The organism is Cutibacterium sp. LaCa_89, from assembly GCF_058177555.1.
Window position 1 is genome coordinate 1,093,364 of the sequence record NZ_CP190889.1, and the last position, 16,765, is coordinate 1,110,128.

9 protein-coding genes and 3 rRNA genes are annotated in these 16,765 nt (G+C 60.8%); 10 read left to right on the plus strand and 2 right to left on the minus strand.

What is annotated here, in order from left to right; translation table 11 throughout:
* Window positions 1-55 precede the first annotated feature (55 nt).
* Window positions 56-1,165: a phenylalanine--tRNA ligase subunit alpha gene (gene pheS, locus ACP8LP_RS05085; RefSeq protein ID WP_484483303.1), complete on the plus strand. Its 1,110-nt coding sequence runs from the start codon at window positions 56-58 to the stop codon at window positions 1,163-1,165.
* A complete protein-coding gene (gene pheT, locus ACP8LP_RS05090; protein WP_484483304.1) occupies window positions 1,162-3,681 on the plus strand; it encodes a phenylalanine--tRNA ligase subunit beta in 2,520 nt (839 codons plus the stop codon). The genes pheS and pheT overlap by 4 nt, the downstream gene beginning before the upstream one ends.
* A gap of 88 nt (window positions 3,682-3,769) precedes the next feature.
* Here the strand turns inward: pheT and bioB are convergent, their stop codons facing one another.
* The gene (gene bioB / locus ACP8LP_RS05095) at window positions 3,770-4,936 is read right to left on the minus strand and encodes a biotin synthase BioB (RefSeq protein ID WP_484483305.1); all 1,167 of its coding nucleotides are present in this window, start codon (window positions 4,934-4,936) and stop codon (window positions 3,770-3,772) included.
* 60 nt (window positions 4,937-4,996) lie between these two features.
* Here bioB and ACP8LP_RS05100 point away from each other — a divergent pair, with 60 nt between their 5' ends.
* The 6 genes from ACP8LP_RS05100 (at window position 4,997) to rrf (ending at window position 13,379) form a co-directional block, all read left to right on the plus strand.
* Window positions 4,997-5,563 carry a TetR/AcrR family transcriptional regulator C-terminal domain-containing protein gene (locus tag ACP8LP_RS05100; RefSeq protein WP_484483306.1) on the plus strand — a complete coding sequence of 189 codons (567 nt, stop codon included), beginning with the start codon at window positions 4,997-4,999 and terminating at the stop codon, window positions 5,561-5,563.
* Between the two features lie 97 nt (window positions 5,564-5,660).
* Window positions 5,661-6,200 carry an arginine repressor gene (locus ACP8LP_RS05105; protein WP_016665639.1) on the plus strand — a complete coding sequence of 180 codons (540 nt, stop codon included), beginning with the start codon at window positions 5,661-5,663 and terminating at the stop codon, window positions 6,198-6,200.
* 79 nt (window positions 6,201-6,279) lie between these two features.
* Window positions 6,280-7,536 (plus strand): tyrosine--tRNA ligase, encoded by a 1,257-nt coding sequence (gene tyrS, locus ACP8LP_RS05110; protein ID WP_484483307.1) that lies wholly within the window; start codon window positions 6,280-6,282, stop codon window positions 7,534-7,536.
* A 739-nt stretch (window positions 7,537-8,275) separates the two neighbouring features.
* Window positions 8,276-9,797, plus strand: a 16S ribosomal RNA gene (locus ACP8LP_RS05115).
* Window positions 9,798-10,072: 275 nt separating this feature from the next.
* Window positions 10,073-13,160: ribosomal RNA gene (locus tag ACP8LP_RS05120) — 23S ribosomal RNA — on the plus strand.
* Window positions 13,161-13,262: 102 nt separating this feature from the next.
* Window positions 13,263-13,379 (plus strand): 5S ribosomal RNA (gene rrf / locus ACP8LP_RS05125).
* Together the 16S, 23S and 5S rRNA genes form the textbook arrangement of a ribosomal RNA operon.
* Before the next feature lie 233 nt (window positions 13,380-13,612).
* Here the strand turns inward: rrf and ACP8LP_RS05130 are convergent.
* Entirely contained in the window at window positions 13,613-14,272 is a 660-nt protein-coding gene (locus tag ACP8LP_RS05130; RefSeq protein ID WP_117189832.1) for a class I SAM-dependent methyltransferase, read from the minus strand.
* 152 nt (window positions 14,273-14,424) lie between these two features.
* Between ACP8LP_RS05130 and ACP8LP_RS05135 the strand changes: the two genes are divergently transcribed.
* Complete coding sequence (locus ACP8LP_RS05135) at window positions 14,425-15,726, plus strand: hypothetical protein (protein ID WP_484483308.1); 1,302 nt, start codon at window positions 14,425-14,427, stop codon at window positions 15,724-15,726.
* A complete protein-coding gene (locus ACP8LP_RS05140; RefSeq protein ID WP_484483309.1) occupies window positions 15,723-16,721 on the plus strand; it encodes an HAD-IIA family hydrolase in 999 nt (332 codons plus the stop codon). Before ACP8LP_RS05135 ends, ACP8LP_RS05140 begins: the two co-directional genes overlap by 4 nt.
* The last annotated feature ends 44 nt before the right edge of the window (window positions 16,722-16,765 follow it).

Consider the following 16,765-nt stretch of genomic DNA (forward strand, 5'->3'; position numbering starts at 1 on the left):
CTCGCGCCCCGGAGACGGGCGCTTTTCCAACGTCAACCCATCAGGGGGAAGGCCCATGAGTGGCCCCAACACGAATTATGACCCGGTCCAGGTGAGCACCCTGGACGCCGACCAGGTCGACGCCCGGGTGGCCGAGGCTCTGGAAGCGATCGCCGGGGCGTCCACCACTGCCGAGCTCAAGCAGGTGCGCATCGCCCACACCGGTGACAAGTCTCCGCTGGCTTTGGCCAACCGCGAGATTGGAGCTCTGCCTCCGGCTGCCCGCAAGGACGTCGGAAAGCGGATCGGTCAGGCGCGTGGCCGCGTCAACCAGGCTCTCAAGGCTCGTCAGGAGGAGCTTGCCGAGGCTGAGCTGGAGGCTCGTCTCGCCGCCGAGACGACCGATGTCACCTTGCCGGTCGTCACTTCACCTCAAGGCGCTCCACACCCGATCACAGCCCTCATCGACGACGTCTGTGACGTCTTCACCGCCATGGGCTGGGAGATCGCGGAGGGCCCGGAGGCCGAGTCCGAGTGGTTCAACTTCGACGCATTGAACCTGGGCACCGACCATCCCGCCCGCGCCCTGCAGGACACCCTGTGGCTCGATCCGGTCAGCGATGGCAAGTGCATGCGCACCGCCACCAGCCCGGTGCAGATTCACACCCTGCTCAAGCAACAGCCGCCGGTGCGCATCATCAGCCCGGGCAAGGTGTTCCGTGCCGATGAGTACGACGCCACCCACCTGCCGGTCTTCCATCAGGTCGAGGGGCTGTGCGTGGACAAGGGCATCACGATGGGTCACCTCAAGGGCACCGTCGACGCCTTCGCCCGCGCAATGTTCGGTGACGTGCGTACCAGGTTCCGTCCGCACTACTTCCCGTTCACCGAGCCCAGCGCCGAGGTCGACCTGGAGTGCTTCGTCTGTCACGGGGCCTCGGTCGGCAATCCCGACCGTCCGTGCCGTACGTGCCGCTCCGAGGGATGGATCGAGTGGGGCGGCTGCGGCATCGTCAACCCGCGCGTGCTCATCGCCTGCGGAATCGACACCGACGTCTACTCCGGGTTCGCCTTCGGAATGGGCATTGACCGCACGGTGATGTTCCGCAACAACGCCCCTGACCTGCGCGACTTCGTCGAGGGTGATGTCCGATTCAGCCGCTCACTCAAGGGAGGAGCACGATGAAGGTCCCCATATCATGGCTGCAGGCCATGGTCAATCTGCCTGACGGCACCACCACCGAGCAGGTGGCTCAGGCCCTCACCGACCACACCGCGACCGTTGAGAAGGTCGAGGTCGTCGGTGGCGAGCTCTCGGGCCCGATCGTCATCGGTCACATCCTGTCCTCGATCCCCGAGCCGCAGAAGAACGGCAAGACCATCAACTGGTGTCGGGTCGACGTCGGTCCCCGGTACAACGCCGAGGGACACCCCAAGAACGTTGAGGATGGCGTCGAGGGACGGGGCATCATCTGTGGTGCTCCCAATGCCGTCGAAGGCGCCTGGGTGGTCGTCTCCCTGCCCGGAGCGGTGCTTCCCGGCGGATTCGCCATCAGTGCCCGCAGGACCTACGGCCACATGTCCGACGGCATGCTCTGCGCCGCCGACGAGTTGGGTATCGGTGTCGACCACTCCGGCATCATCACTCTGCCGCCATCTGTCGAGGGACACCAGCTGGTTCCTGGCGAGGATGCCCTGCCGATTCTGGGCGTGCCTGAAGAGGTCCTCGACGTCGACGTCACTCCCGACATTGGCTACTGCATGTCGGTGCGTGGCATTGCCCGCGAGGTGGCCCATGCCATGTCGGTGCACTTCCCCGATCCCTATGACGAGCAGCCGATCAGCCCGGTTGAAGGGCCTGTGGCGGTCGACATTCAGTCGAATGCGTGCAGCCAGTTCGTCGCCCTGCCGGTGACCGGTCTGGATCCGCACGCACCGACCCCGCGGTTCATCACCGATCGCATTACCCGGGCAGGAATGCGTCCGATCAGCCTGGCCGTCGACGTCACCAACTACGTCATGCTGGAGTCCGGCCAGCCCCTCCACGCCTACGACGCCGACAAGGTGAGTGGGACGATCGTCGTTCGTAAGGCTCACGAGGGTGAGCACCTGGTCACCCTCGACGACACCGAGCGCACCCTTGATCCCGATGACCTGGTCATCGCGGATGACTCGGGTGCCATTGGCCTGGCGGGTGTCATGGGTGGTTCCGCCACCGAGATGAGTTCGGAATCGACCTCAATCATCCTCGAGGGGGCTCACTTCGATCCCATGACGGTGGCTCGGGCCTACCGACGTCACAAGCTGGGTTCGGAGGCCTCCCGTCGCTTCGAGCGCGGAGTCGACCCGGTGTGCGCCCACACTGCCGCCGTTCGCGCCGCCGAGCTGCTGGCTCAGTACGGTGGAGCCACCATCGGTGAGCCGACGGTCGTCGGCGAGGTGCCGCAAATGCCGCACCAGACCATCAGCGCCGAGCTGCCGGGCCGCATCCTGGGCACGAAGGTGTCCACCGAGGAAGTCATCGAGATCCTCACCCGTTCGGGTGTCAAAGTGACCGCCCTGGGCGATTCCCTCAGCCTCGTCCCGCCGACCTGGCGTCCTGACCTGGTCGACGCATACGACTACGTCGAGGAGATCGGCCGCAAGATCGGTTTCGACCGCATTGAGCTGGCTCTCCCGCCAAGCCTGGGCGCCGCCGGTCTGACCAAGGCCCAGCAGGCCGGTCGTCGCGTGCTGCGTTCGGTCGTCGAGGCCGGATTCGTCGAGCTCATCACCTTGCCGTTCATGGGCGACAAGGATCTCGAAACCCTCGGGATCAGTGCCGATGACCCTCGTCATGCGACGGTGAAGCTGGCCAATCCGCTTGACGACACTCACCCCTATCTGCGCACCAGCCTGTTGCCGGGACTTTTCCACGCCGTGGCGACGAACATGTCGCGGTCCCAGGAAGATCTCGCGGTCTTCGAGAGCGGTGCGGTCTTCCGCGCCGTGATCCCGGCCAGGGCGCCACGTCCTGGTGTCGACGAGCGTCCCTCCGACGAGGTTCTCGCTGAGATCGACGCCGCTCTGCCAGCCCAGCCGCGCATGCTGGCCGCGGTCATCTGCGGAAATTGGCTGCCTGATCGCTGGGACGGCGAGCCCGTCAAGGCGGATTGGCGTCATGCGGTGCTGGTGGCTCAGAAGGCCGCTGACGCCGTCGGCGTCACGTTGGAGCGTACGGCGGACCGGCAGGCTCCGTGGCATCCCGGCCGGTGCGCCGCTCTCATCGTGGGCGGCAAGGTCATCGGTCACGCGGGCGAGCTGCACCCGACCGTGGTGTCGAGTGCTGGTCTGCCGCAGCGAACCTGTGCCGTTGAGTTCAACCTTGACGCCTTGGTGGCCGCTGCACCTCGTGGTGGCCAGGTCAAGGCGATCTCGAGCTTCCCGGTGGCCAAGGAGGACGTCGCTCTTGTCGTTGATGAGTCCGTCCCCAGCGAGGACGTCCAGCAGGCCCTCATCGAAGGTGCTGGACCGTTGCTGGAGTCGGTCGAGCTGTTCGACGTCTACGAGGGCGAGCAGGTCGGTGAGGGACACAAGTCCCTGGCCTTCAACCTGCGACTGCGCGCCGCCGACCGGACTCTCACCGACGCCGAGGCTGCTGAGGCTCGAGACGCTGCGGTGGCTCGCGCCGAGGAGGCTTGTGGGGCTCAGCTGAGGTCCTGATATCTATCCGATACATGCCATGGGGGCCGACATGACGTCGGCCCCCATGCTGTGTTCAGGCGTGTGCTGAGATCTGGATGGGTGTGGCTCAGGCGTTTGCCGGAACCTCACTGCCAACGCCACGGTGACGGATCGGAACCGCGTTGATGGGCAGGTCAGCTGACTGGTACGAATCGACGGTGGTGTGAACCATGGGCTGTCCGTCGGCCCCTTCAGGGACGAAGCCGCCATCCTGAATCATCTGCAGGTCGGCAGCGCCGGCAGCGCCCTCACTGGTGAGGTAGTCGCCCAGGAAGATGGAGTTGACGACCTCGAGGGCCAGCGGCTGCATGGTGCGGATGTGCTGCTCACGACCGGCAGCAGCACGCACCTCGGAGTCCGGATGGACGAAGCGGACCATGGCCAGACGCTTGAGGCACCACTGCGGGGTGATGTGCTGGGCGCCACCGGCGAGCGGAGTTCCCTCGAAGGGCAGCAGGAAGTTGACGGGCACCGAGTCGACGCCGTGCTCACGCAGGTCGAAGATGACGTCGACGAATTCCTCGTCGGTCTCGCCCATGCCAGCGATGACGCCCGAGCAGGGGGAGAGGCCGTTGCGCTTGAGGACCTCGACGGTGTCCATGCGGTCCTCGTAGGAGTGGGTGGTGCAGATCTCGTCGTAGTGGGAGCGAGCGGTGTTTGCGTTGTGGTTGTAGGCGTCGGCACCGGCCTCCTTGATGGAGGCGGCCTTCTCGTCGTCCACGAAGCCCAGACAGACGCAGACCTCGACGTCGGGATGGTCTGCCTTGAGGGAGCGCACCATGCCGTTGACGCGCTCGACATCTCGCGTGGAGGGGCCATGCCCGGAGGCCACCATGCAGACGCGACGGGCCCCGCCGGCGATACCAGCCTCGACGGCCTCGTGCACCTTCTCGGGGTCGGCCCAGGAGTACTTCATGATCTCGGCACGAGACCCCAGGCGCTGCGAGCAGTATGAGCAGTCCTCGGGGCACAGGCCCGACTTGAGGTTGACCAGGTAATTGAGGCGCACCCGGTTGTCGAAGAAGTGGCGACGAATCTTTCCGGCAGCGGCGATGATCGACATGAGTTCTTCATCACTGCTGCGAAGGATCTCGAGAGCCTCCTCGCGGGTGATCGACTCCCCTCTCAGGCCGCGCTCGGTCATGTCGGCTAGATTCAGCAATGCTCTGGTCCTTCCGAGACTGGAGACGTCCTGAACACCGTTCAGGATTGAACGGGGTTCAATGTAGTCCATGAGGTTCGGTCGACGTGGGCCACCCCCGACAAAAAGTGTCATCGAGTTCGAGGAGTCACCGTGAGCCTGACCAAGGCGGACGTCGTCCGGGCGGGAGTTGAGATCCTCGACACCTACGGGCTCGGTGACCTCTCCATGCGCCGGTTGGCTGAACGGCTCGGTGTCAAGGCCGGCGCTCTGTACTGGCATGTTGCCAATAAGCAGAGTCTGTTGGCGGCAGTGAGCGACGAGATCTTGGCAGTGGATGGAGGGCCGACGTCCGTACCGGTTGCAGAGGCTGACCTCGCTGAAGGTATTGACGAGTGGGCCCGGTGTTTCCGAAGGACCCTGCTCGCCCATCGTGACGGTGCGGAACTGGTTGCCTCGACGATCTCGGTGGGGCTGGGGGAAGTTGATCCCATCGTGACGGTGCGGGAATTTCTGGCAGCTCATGGCTTTGATGCTGATCGTGCCGGGGGAGTTTCGCGGGCCATCGTGCATCTCGTTCTGGGCCACACCATGGAGGAGCAGACCCGCACCCAGTTGCACGACCTGGGCGTCATGGGGGAGACCGATCTCGCCCGGCAAGAGGCGGATTTCGACCTCGCGCTGGCAATCTTCATTGCGGGTATGGAGAGCGTCCTCTGAGTCGTGGTTGGACTCGGGCCGCTGTATTGATGCATACTTATGTGGTCTGTCGAAAATTTAGCAGCCGGTCCAATGGTGCGTGATCTAAGGAGGTTCCATGGGCGAGGGGCACTTGGCGCCGACCTCACGCGCAGCGCGGCACGCCCGCATCCGCGCCTTGATTCAGGAGGGAAGGATTTCCTCCCAAGCTGAGTTGGGCGAGATCCTGGCCTCGGAAGGCTTCGTCGCCTCTCAAGGTACCCTTTCCCGTGACCTTGTCGAGATCGGAGCCGTCCGGGGGCGTGATCATGTCGGAAACCCGTGTTATTCAATTCCTGAGGGAGAGCACCCCTCGGATGTGACCACGGGCTCGCCGGCATGGATCAAGCTGGCACGAATGACCAAGGAGCTGTGCACCGGGGTGCAAAATAATGAGTACCTCGTGGTGCTCAAGACCCCGCCGGGTGCTGCCCAGTACTACGGATCTGCCATCGACAAGGCGGGCCTGGACATCATCCTGGGAACGATTGCCGGGGACGACACCATCGCTCTGATGTGCGCCACCGGGGTCGACGCCGGAGAGCTCGCGGGCGCCTTCTCACAGATGGCCGTCAGTGGTGTTCCCGCCGAGATACTCTCGCGTCCGGCTCATGCCTGAGCGAACTGCGGAGAACGGCTCTGTCGATAGACTGACGCTGAATCGACCCCACGTGGGGTCTTAACGAGAGGAAGTTGACGTGTCGGATCTGTTGGACGACCTGGAGTGGAGAGGGCTTGTTGCCGATTCCACCGACCGTGAGGCATTGGAGGCCCACCTCGCCCAAGGACCCGTCACCTTCTATGTGGGTTTCGACCCAACTGCCAAGAGCCTTCACATTGGTCACCTCGTTCAGTTGATGCTGGTGCGGGCCCTGCAGGAACGCGGTCACAAGCCGTTGCTTCTCGTTGGTGGGGCGACTGGTCTCATCGGTGATCCGAAGATGACGGGTGAGCGTCAGATGAACGACCGTGCGGTCGTCGCCGAGTGGGTCGAGTCCATCAAGGAGCAGGTGAGCAAGTACGTTGACACCGAGGGCCCGAACGCCGCTCGGATCGTCAACAACTACGACTGGACGGTCGAGTACACCGCGTTGGACTTCCTGCGTGACGTCGGCAAGTACTTCTCCATCAACCGAATGCTTACCCGCGACGTGGTGGCCCGACGTCTCGAGAGCGGCATCTCGTACACCGAGTTCAGCTACGTTCTGCTTCAGGCGCTCGACTTCTACGAGCTGCACAGGCGCTATGGCTGCACCTTGCAGACCGGTGCTCAGGATCAATGGGGGAACATCACAGCGGGTGCAGAATTCATCCGCAGGACGACCGGTGACGTCGTGCACGGTCTAGTGACCCCGCTGTTGACCAAGGCTGATGGCACCAAGTACGGCAAGACTGAGTCCGGGACGGTCTGGGTCGATCCGGAGCTGACGAGTGCTTATGCCTTCCACCAGTTCTTCCTCAATGCGGAGGATGCGAAGGTCATCGAGTACCTCAAGATCTTCAGCCCGCGCTCCCGTGAGGAGATCGAGGAGCTGGCTCGCAAGACCGAGGAGGAGCCCTGGCGGCGTGCTGCCCAGCACTGTCTGGCGGATGACCTCACGGATCTGGTTCACGGGGTCGAGCAGCGCAAGGCTGCCGAGGCCGCTGCTCAGGCCATCTTCGGACGCGGTGAGTTGCGTGACCTCGACGAGAAAACGGTGGTTTCCCTTGCTGACGAGCTGGGTGCTGCCCATCATGAGGGTGGCGAGTACCCGACAATCGTTGACGCCATGGTTGCGGCTGGAATCGTCGACACCAAGTCTGCCGGCAAGCGGGCCGTGACAGAGGGCGGCGCATACCTCAACAACGTCAAGGTGACTGATCCGGATCAGCGTCTGAGTGACGATGACTTCCTATGTGGTCGAGTGGCGTTGGTGCGTCGAGGCAAGAAGACGGTGGGTGCGTTGACCCGCTGAGCACCTCCATGTCGGATCCGTCCGGGGATCACCGTGTCTGCGGTGGTCCCCGGACGGTTGTATTTACCCACCAAACGCAACCGTGACGCGGCCGGACGGTGGGGCGGTTCGAGTCCTGAATCAGCCCGATTTGCGTTGGGGGTGTGGTTGTGGCAGTGTTGTCTCTCGGCCTGGCGCCTGGTGGGTGTGGGCTGGTGGGAGTGCTGATGGTCCTGTTGTGGGATTGTTGGTGACACGATTTGACGATTGTTTGATGAGTGTTTAGGCTTCTGCGGGTTCCCTTGTTGGAGGGGGCTGGGAATGACTGGATGGTTTTTCTGATGGTGATTTCCCTGGTGAATTCCTGGATTTGACATTCAGGATTGATCCGGTAAAGTTGATCGGGTCGCTGCTTTTCGGAGTGGTGGCACGGTTTCGGCTGGTTTTGCTGGCTGATCTTGAAACCGCGGGTTTTGCGGGGTTGGGGTTGGTGTGGTAGGGTCGGTCGGGTCGCCTTGGGGTGGTCCTGCTGGTTAAGCGGTGGGGTTGTTCTGGTGGGTGTGATGCTTGAGAACTCAACAGTGTGTCTTTGATAGTCAATGATTTTTTGATGCATCTATGGATGTGTCGGATTTGTTTATGAATTCCTTTGTGATTCTGGACATGGACTGAATTTTTTTGGTCAGTGTTTGGGGTTAGTGTTTTGGATTCTCTTGTGACACCGTTGCCTGCATTGTGTGTGTGGGTGGGTGATATTTTTTCATTGGAGAGTTTGATCCTGGCTCAGGACGAACGCTGGCGGCGTGCTTAACACATGCAAGTCGAACGGAAAGGCCCCTTTGGGGGTACTCGAGTGGCGAACGGGTGAGTAACACGTGAGTAACCTGCCCTTGACTTCGGGATAACTTCAGGAAACTGGGGCTAATACCGGATAGGAATCCTTGCTGCATGGTGGGGGTTGGAAAGCTTCGGCGGTTTTGGATGGACTCGCGGCTTATCAGCTTGTTGGTGGGGTAGTGGCTTACCAAGGCTTTGACGGGTAGCCGGCCTGAGAGGGCGACCGGCCACATTGGGACTGAGATACGGCCCAGACTCCTACGGGAGGCAGCAGTGGGGAATATTGCACAATGGGCGGAAGCCTGATGCAGCAACGCCGCGTGCGGGATGACGGCCTTCGGGTTGTAAACCGCTTTCAGCAGGGGCGAAGCTTTTGTGACGGTACCTGCAGAAGAAGCACCGGCTAACTACGTGCCAGCAGCCGCGGTGATACGTAGGGTGCGAGCGTTGTCCGGATTTATTGGGCGTAAAGAGCTCGTAGGTGGTTGATTGCGTCGGAAGTGAAAACTTGGGGCTTAACCCTGAGCGTGCTTTCGATACGGGTTGACTTGAGGAAGGTAGGGGAGAATGGAATTCCTGGTGGAGCGGTGGAATGCGCAGATATCAGGAGGAACACCAGTGGCGAAGGCGGTTCTCTGGACCTTTCCTGACGCTGAGGAGCGAAAGCGTGGGGAGCGAACAGGCTTAGATACCCTGGTAGTCCACGCTGTAAACGGTGGGTACTAGGTGTGGGGTCCATTCCACGGATTCCGTGCCGTAGCTAACGCATTAAGTACCCCGCCTGGGGAGTACGGCCGCAAGGCTAAAACTCAAAGGAATTGACGGGGCCCCGCACAAGCGGCGGAGCATGCGGATTAATTCGATGCAACGCGAAGAACCTTACCTGGGTTTGACATGGACTGGGAGTGCTCAGAGATGGGTATGCCTCCTTGTGGGGCTGGTTCACAGGTGGTGCATGGCTGTCGTCAGCTCGTGTCGTGAGATGTTGGGTTAAGTCCCGCAACGAGCGCAACCCTCGTTCACTGTTGCCAGCACGTTATGGTGGGGACTCAGTGGAGACCGCCGGGGTCAACTCGGAGGAAGGTGGGGATGACGTCAAGTCATCATGCCCCTTATGTCCAGGGCTTCACGCATGCTACAATGGCCGGTACAAAGAGTTGCGAGCCTGTGAGGGTGAGCGAATCTCGGAAAGCCGGTCTCAGTTCGGATTGGGGTCTGCAACTCGACCCTATGAAGTCGGAGTCGCTAGTAATCGCAGATCAGCAACGCTGCGGTGAATACGTTCCCGGGGCTTGTACACACCGCCCGTCAAGTCATGAAAGTCGGTAACACCCGAAGCCGGTGGCCTAACCTGTGTGGGGGAGCCGTCGAAGGTGGGACTGGTAATTAGGACTAAGTCGTAACAAGGTAGCCGTACCGGAAGGTGCGGCTGGATCACCTCCTTTCTAAGGAGCACTTCATTGTCAGGACTCATCATTGCTGTGTGGCTCGTTGTGAGTCGTTGGTGGATGGGTTAGCTTCTTGTGGAACATTGGCGTGTTCATCTTGTGGTGGACGGTCTGGGGCATGCTGTTGGGGTTCTGGGGTATCACACTGGTGTGTGGTGGCCTGGTGCGGTGATGCTGCGTCTGCTGTGTGGTGGGTGTGGTGTTGATTCGTGTGGTGGTTGAGAACTGTATAGTGGATGCGAGCATCTTAATTTTTTGTGTCTTGTGTTGTTGTGCAAGTTGTTAAGTGCGATCGGTGGATGCCTTGGCACCAAGAGCCGATGAAGGACGTTGTAACCTGCGATAAGCCCTGGGGAGTTGGTAAACGAGCTGTGATCCGGGGGTGTCCGAATGGGGAAACCTGGAGTGTCCGGAGTAGTGTCCGGTGACCCTGCCCTGAATGTATAGGGGTGTGGGAGGTAACGCGGGGAAGTGAAACATCTTAGTACCCGTAGGAAGAGAAAACAACCGTGATTCCGTGAGTAGTGGCGAGCGAAAGTGGATGAGGCTAAACCGTGTGTGTGTTCAAGCCGGCAGGTGTTGCATGTGCGGGGTTGTGGGGGCCTTTGGGTTCTGCTGCCGCAGGATTGGCCAGTGATAAATGTTGCGTGAAGGTGAAGCGTCTGGGAAGGCGTACCGGAGTGGGTGAGAGTCCCGTAACTGTAAGCGTGGCACTGGTGAGGGTTACCCCAAGTAGCGTGGAACTCGTGGAATTTCGCGTGAATCTGGCGGGACCACCCGTCAAGCCTAAATACTCCTTGGTGACCGATAGTGGATCAGTACCGTGAGGGAATGGTGAAAAGTACCCCGGGAGGGGAGTGAAATAGTACCTGAAACCGGTCGCATACAAGCCGTCAGAGCCTTGTGGGGTGATGGCGTGCCTTTTGAAGAATGAGCCTGCGAGTTAGTGATGCGTGGCGAGGTTAACCTGTGTGGGGGAGTCGTAGCGAAAGCGAGTCCGATAAGGGCGTGAGTCGCGTGTTCTAGACCCGAAGCGGTGTGATCTATCCATGGCCAGGATGAAGCGTCGGTAAGACGTCGTGGAGGTCCGAACCCACTTCAGTTGAAAATGGAGGGGATGAGCTGTGGATAGGGGTGAAAGGCCAATCAAACACCGTGATAGCTGGTTCTCCCCGAAATGCATTTAGGTGCAGCGTTGCGTGGTTCTTGTCGGAGGTAGAGCACTGGATGGTCTAGGGGGCCTATCAGCTTACCGAAATCAGCCAAACTCCGAATGCCGGCAAGTGGAGCGTAGCAGTGAGACGGCGGGGGATAAGCTTCGTCGTCGAGAGGGAAACAGCCCAGATCATCAGCTAAGGCCCCTAAGTGGTAACTCAGTGGAAAAGGATGTGGAGTTGCGTAGACAGCCAGGAGGTTGGCTTGGAAGCAGCCATCCTTGAAAGAGTGCGTAATAGCTCACTGGTCAAGTGATTCCGCGCCGACAATGTAGCGGGGCTTAAGTTATCCGCCGAAGCTGTGGCAGATCTCCTTTGTGGGGGTTTGGGTAGGGGAGCGTCCTGTGCGAGGTGAAGCTGCCGGGTGACCGTGTGGTGGATTGTGCGGGAGTGAGAATGCAGGCATGAGTAGCGAATGACGGGTGGAAAACCCGTCCGCCGATTATCCAAGGGTTCCAGGGTCAAGTTAATCTGCCCTGGGTGAGTCGGGACCTAAGGCGAGGCCGACAGGCGTAGTCGATGGATAACCAGTTGATATTCTGGTACCGGCTTGTCACCGTCCGTGTCGAGGTGTGTGATGCTAAGCGTGCGAGCCTGCCATTGTGATGTCTTTGATGTTGTGGTGGTGTGGTGAGTGTGTGAACCGATCATGTAGTAGGCAAGCTGCGGAGGGACGCAGGGAGGTAGCTCATCCCCGGCGATGGTTGTCCGGGGCTAAATGTGTGGACCGTCTGGTAGGTAAATCCGCCAGGGTTGTGGTTGAGGCATGATGGCGAGCCCACGGAACGTGGGTGAGTGAGTGATCCTGTACTGTCGAGAAAATCTTCGTGAGCGAGGTGGCTGGTCCGCCCGTACCCTAAACCGACACTGGTGGATAGGTAGAGTATACCGAGGCGATCGAGATCATCATGGTGAAGGAACTCGGCAAAATGCCCCCGTAACTTCGGGATAAGGGGGACCTGAACTGTCAAGGCTTTTACAGCTGGTAGCGGTGAGGGGCGCAGAGACCAGGGGGAAACGACTGTTTACCAAAAACACAGGTCCGTGCGAAGTTGTAAGACGATGTATACGGACTGACTCCTGCCCGGTGCTGGAAGGTTAAGGGGAACTGTTAGCGTTGGCGAAGCGGTGAACTTAAGCCCCAGTAAACGGCGGTGGTAACTATAACCATCCTAAGGTAGCGAAATTCCTTGTCGGGTAAGTTCCGACCTGCACGAATGGAGTAACGATTTCCCTACTGTCTCCACCATGAACTCGGTGAAATTGCATTACGAGTAAAGATGCTCGTTACGCGCAGCAGGACGGAAAGACCCCGGGACCTTTACTATAGTTTGGTATTGGTGATTGGGACGACTTGTGTAGGATAGGTGGGAGACTGTGAAGCGGCCACGCCAGTGGTTGTGGAGTCATTGTTGAAATACCACTCTGGTCGTTCTGGTTATCTAACTTTGGGCCGTGATCCGGTTCAGGGACAGTGCCTGATGGGTAGTTTGACTGGGGCGGTCGCCTCCTAAAAGGTAACGGAGGCGCCCAAAGGTTCCCTCATCCTGGTTGGTAATCAGGTGTCGAGTGTAAGTGCACAAGGGGGCTTGACTGTGAGACTGACAGGTCGAGCAGGGACGAAAGTCGGGACTAGTGATCTGACGGTGGCTTGTGGACGCGCCGTCACTCAACGGATAAAAGGTACCCCGGGGATAACAGGCTGATCTTGCCCGAGCGCTCATAGCGACGGCATGGTTTGGCACCTCGATGTCGGCTCGTCGCATCCTGGGGCTGGAGTCGGTCCCAAGGGTTGGGCTGTTCGCCCATTAAAGCGGCACGCGAGCTGGGTTCAGAACGTCGTGAGACAGTTCGGTCCCTATCCGCTGCGCGCGGAGGAATCTTGAGAAGGGCTGTCCTTAGTACGAGAGGACCGGGACGGACTGACCTCTGGTGTGCCAGTTGTTCTGCCAAGAGCATGGCTGGTTGGCTACGTCGGGTTGTGATAACCGCTGAAAGCATCTAAGCGGGAAGCACGCTTCAAGATGAGGGTTCCTGCAGATGAATCTGGTAAGGTCTCCGGTAGACGACCGGGTTGATAGGCCAGGCGTGGACGCATCGTAAGGTGTGGAGCTGACTGGTACTAATAGACCGAGGACTTACAAACACACACTTTCACGTCCAAGAAGAATTGTGATGATCGCATCCACTGTACGGCTCCCAGCCCCCACGCGGGGGTTGCGCCAAGCCTGACTGGCCCCATAGTTTTTCCGGTGGCCATAGCGGAAGGGAAACACCCGGTCCCATACCGAACCCGGTAGTTAAGCCTTCCAGCGCTGATGGTACTGCACGAGGGATCGTGTGGGAGAGTAGGACGCCGCCGGAATTTATTTTTCAATAGCTCCGGGCGGAACATTTTCGAGTGTTCCGCCCGGAGCTTTTCTGTACTCCTACACAACCGCCAACCTATGCCGAGCGTGTTGGCTTCCCGTATTCGGGCGTCATTGTTCAGCGTTGTTCCTCGTCATGTCTGATGGCGAAGAAAACCAAAAACGATGACCGCGCCGGCATGTTGACGCGGTCATGGGGACGAATTCGAATTCATCGACTCGGGCGCCGTCAGCGCTGAGCTTTGGCCAGAAAAAGTGGGAACTCCTTGATTTGTCCGTCGCGTTCGCGCTTGATGGTCAACGGCACTGACCACGTCATCTCGCTGAACCCTGCATGTGAACACAGTCGGTTCATTGTTTCTTCGGTGAAGCCGTCGTGGTAATAGCGTGGGTCGTCGTCACCATCGGAGTGATGGACGTGAAATGCCCGTCCCTCCTTCTCGGTGAGGTCGATGGCGATGAAGGTTCCGTTCGGTTTCAACATCTTGTGCACGGATGAAAACAACGTCGCCAGGTCCTTGACGTGGTGCAGGACCATCTGGGCGATGACGAGGTCATAGTTGCCGTCGTCCAGCTTCGTTGAAGGACATGAGTAATCCCGATCGAGGACCTTCCATCCCCGGTCCGAGGTTCGTTCGGTGGCAACCCTGCGCATTCCCTCACTGGTGTCGGTCAATGTGAACGTCCAGGTGGCCGGCATCACCAAATCGGCAATCTCGATGGCAAGCTGGCCCGTTCCCGCTCCGATTTCCAAGACGTCGAGGTCGGGGATTCTGTGATTGTCGCCCGGACACATCGTCTCGACGATTGCGCGGGCGACGCGCTTTGCCTGCTTGTGCCTGTGAGGATTGGTCTCCCAGTCCTTGGCGCGGTTGTCGAATTGGCTCACGTCAGTTGATCCTAGATGGCTGGTGTGCGATCTGTGAGCGCTCATCGCCGACGGTGACGATCATGGGGTCGCTGGCTGGCCGTCAAGCACATGGTGAACCGGCTTCGATCTCGGTTCGCCATGATGGCCGGGTGTGCGGGACAATAGGAGACATGGCAGATTCTTCCTCCCCCAACAACGGCCGATCCGGCGGAGACCGACGAGGTCAGGGCCGCAATGGATGGTCCGGCAAGTCGGGCGGACGCAGCGGTTGGAACTCGAAGTCGAATGGTCGTGGTGGTGACCGCCGTGACCGTCGATCCTGGTCCGATGACGGAGGTCGTCGCGGGGATCGCTGGCAAGGACGCGGGGGGGATGGAGATCGTCGTTGGAATGACGATCACAAGTCTCGTCGCGACGGTGGACGTCGTTGGGATGACGATCGTAAGCCCCGTCGTGAGGGCGACTCGGATCGTCCTTGGCGAGACGACCGTGGGGCACGGCGTGGCGGTCAAGGACGCGATGGTCGCTGGAATGACCGCGACGACCGTCGGCGCGGTGACCGTCGCTGGGACAAGGACCGTCAGGACGGCCGCAGGGAATTCCGCAAGTCGGATCGCAAGAACTTCCGGAGCGGCCCGCGGGATGACCGTCGCAATGAACACCGTGATGACCGTCGCAACGGTCGTCCTACTGGCGATGGCACTCTTGAGGAGAAGGTGACTCAGGCCACCGACGAGCCGATGGCACCGCTGGACTTCGATGAGAAGGCTCTGCCCGCCTCGGTGCGTGCCGAGCTTCGTGGTGTTCCTGCCGACACTGCCCACATCATCGAGGGGCACCTCGTCGCGGCTGCCGAACTCCTCGATGAGGATCCTGCCCAGGCCAACGCCCATGCCCAGGCGGCGCGAAGGCGTGCTCCGCGTCTGCCCGTGCTGCGTGAGGTGGCTGCCGAAGCCGCTTACCAGGCCGGCGAGTATGCCTCGGCACTCAACGACTACCGCGCCCTGCGGCGCATGACCGGTAATGACAACTTCCTTCCCGTGATGGCCGACTGCGAGCGCGCGCTGGGGCGTCCCCAGGCTGCTCTTCGCCTCATTCGTGAGGGGCAGGAAGCCGATCTCACCCCGGCTCAGCAGGTTGAGCTGGTGCTCGTCCAGGCCGGTGCCCGTCGAGACCTCGACCAGAAGGCCGAGGCCGTCCGCCTGCTGCGCGAGGCCGTCAAGAACCTCAAGGCACCAACCGAGGCCACAGCCCGTCTGCACTACGCCTACGCCGAGACCTTGCTCGAGGAAGGCGACACCGCCGGTGCGCGGAAGTGGTTCGTGTCGGCCCAGAGTCACGATCCGGCCAATTTCCTGGACTGCCAGGACCGCATCGACATCATTGATGGCAAGGAGCCGAGCGAGGACCTTGACGACGCGGACGACATGGTTTTCATCGAGATGGACGACGACGAGGAGACGAATCAGTGAGCGGCGCCCTCATTGACGGACATGACGCAGTCCTCTTCGACCTGGACGGAGTCGTCTACCTGGGGCCCCATCCAGTACCTGCTGCCCCGGACACGATTGCGGAACTGCGTCGCCGAGGGGTCAAGGTTGGCTTCGTCACCAACAATGCGGCCCGGTCCGCGGAGGTAGTTGCCCAGCATTTGACCGACATCGGTATCCCCACGGAGGCCAGTGACGTCGTCACCTCAGCTCAGGCCATCACCGATCTTGCCGCCGAACAGCTATCTGCAGGGGCCAAGGTGCTCATCATCGGTACCGAGTCGCTGCGTGTGGAGGCGCGATCTCGCGGGCTCGTGACAGTGGAATCGGCGCAGGATGATCCGGTGGCGGTCATCCAGGGCTACGACCCCCACATTGACTGGTCGTTGTTGGAGGAAGCCGGGCTCGCCCTGCAGGCCGGAGCCAAATGGTACGCGGCCAACCCGGACATCACCCGCCCCACCGATCGGGGCATCGTCCCCGGCATCGGCGCCCAGCTCCAGGTCGTCGCGACGACGTGTGACGCCATGCCGGTCATCGCTGGCAAGCCCTACCGTCCGCTGCTGGAGGCCACCGTTTCGCGTCTCGGGTGCAAGGCACCGATCTTCGTGGGGGACCGGCTGGACACCGACATTCGTGGTGCCAACGCCATGACGATGGACTCCTTGTTCGTCTTCACCGGGGCTCACGGCGTCGCTGATCTGCTGGCCGCAACACCTGAGGACCGACCGCAGAACATCGCTGTGGACCTGTCGGGCCTGCTGGAGCCTGCGCGGACGGTTGAGATGTCGGACGCCCACGCTCGTTGTGGTGAGGCGGAGGTCTCACTGACGGCTGACCGCGAGATCCGCGCTGACATGGTTCCTGGCGACGTCTCCGGACAGCTCGATGCCGTGACCGCCATGATGACTCTCGTCCACGAGGCCGGTGCGACAGTTCCCGAGAAGCCTGCGGAGTCTTTCGACAAGCTCCACTGAACAGTGTTCAATTAGTTGTGACGGCCGCTCATCTCGTGCGGCCG

What these genes read in the sequence shown, in the direction of transcription:
- bioB (WP_484483305.1), bottom strand. Translation starts at nt 4,936, where the DNA reads ATGGACTACATTGAACCCCGTTCAATCCTGAACGGTGTTCAGGACGTC.
- pheT (WP_484483304.1), top strand. Translation starts at nt 1,162, where the DNA reads ATGAAGGTCCCCATATCATGGCTGCAGGCCATGGTCAATCTGCCTGAC.
- ACP8LP_RS05135 (WP_484483308.1), top strand. Translation starts at nt 14,425, where the DNA reads ATGGCAGATTCTTCCTCCCCCAACAACGGCCGATCCGGCGGAGACCGA.
- pheS (WP_484483303.1), top strand. Translation starts at nt 56, where the DNA reads ATGAGTGGCCCCAACACGAATTATGACCCGGTCCAGGTGAGCACCCTG.
- ACP8LP_RS05105 (WP_016665639.1), top strand. Translation starts at nt 5,661, where the DNA reads ATGGGCGAGGGGCACTTGGCGCCGACCTCACGCGCAGCGCGGCACGCC.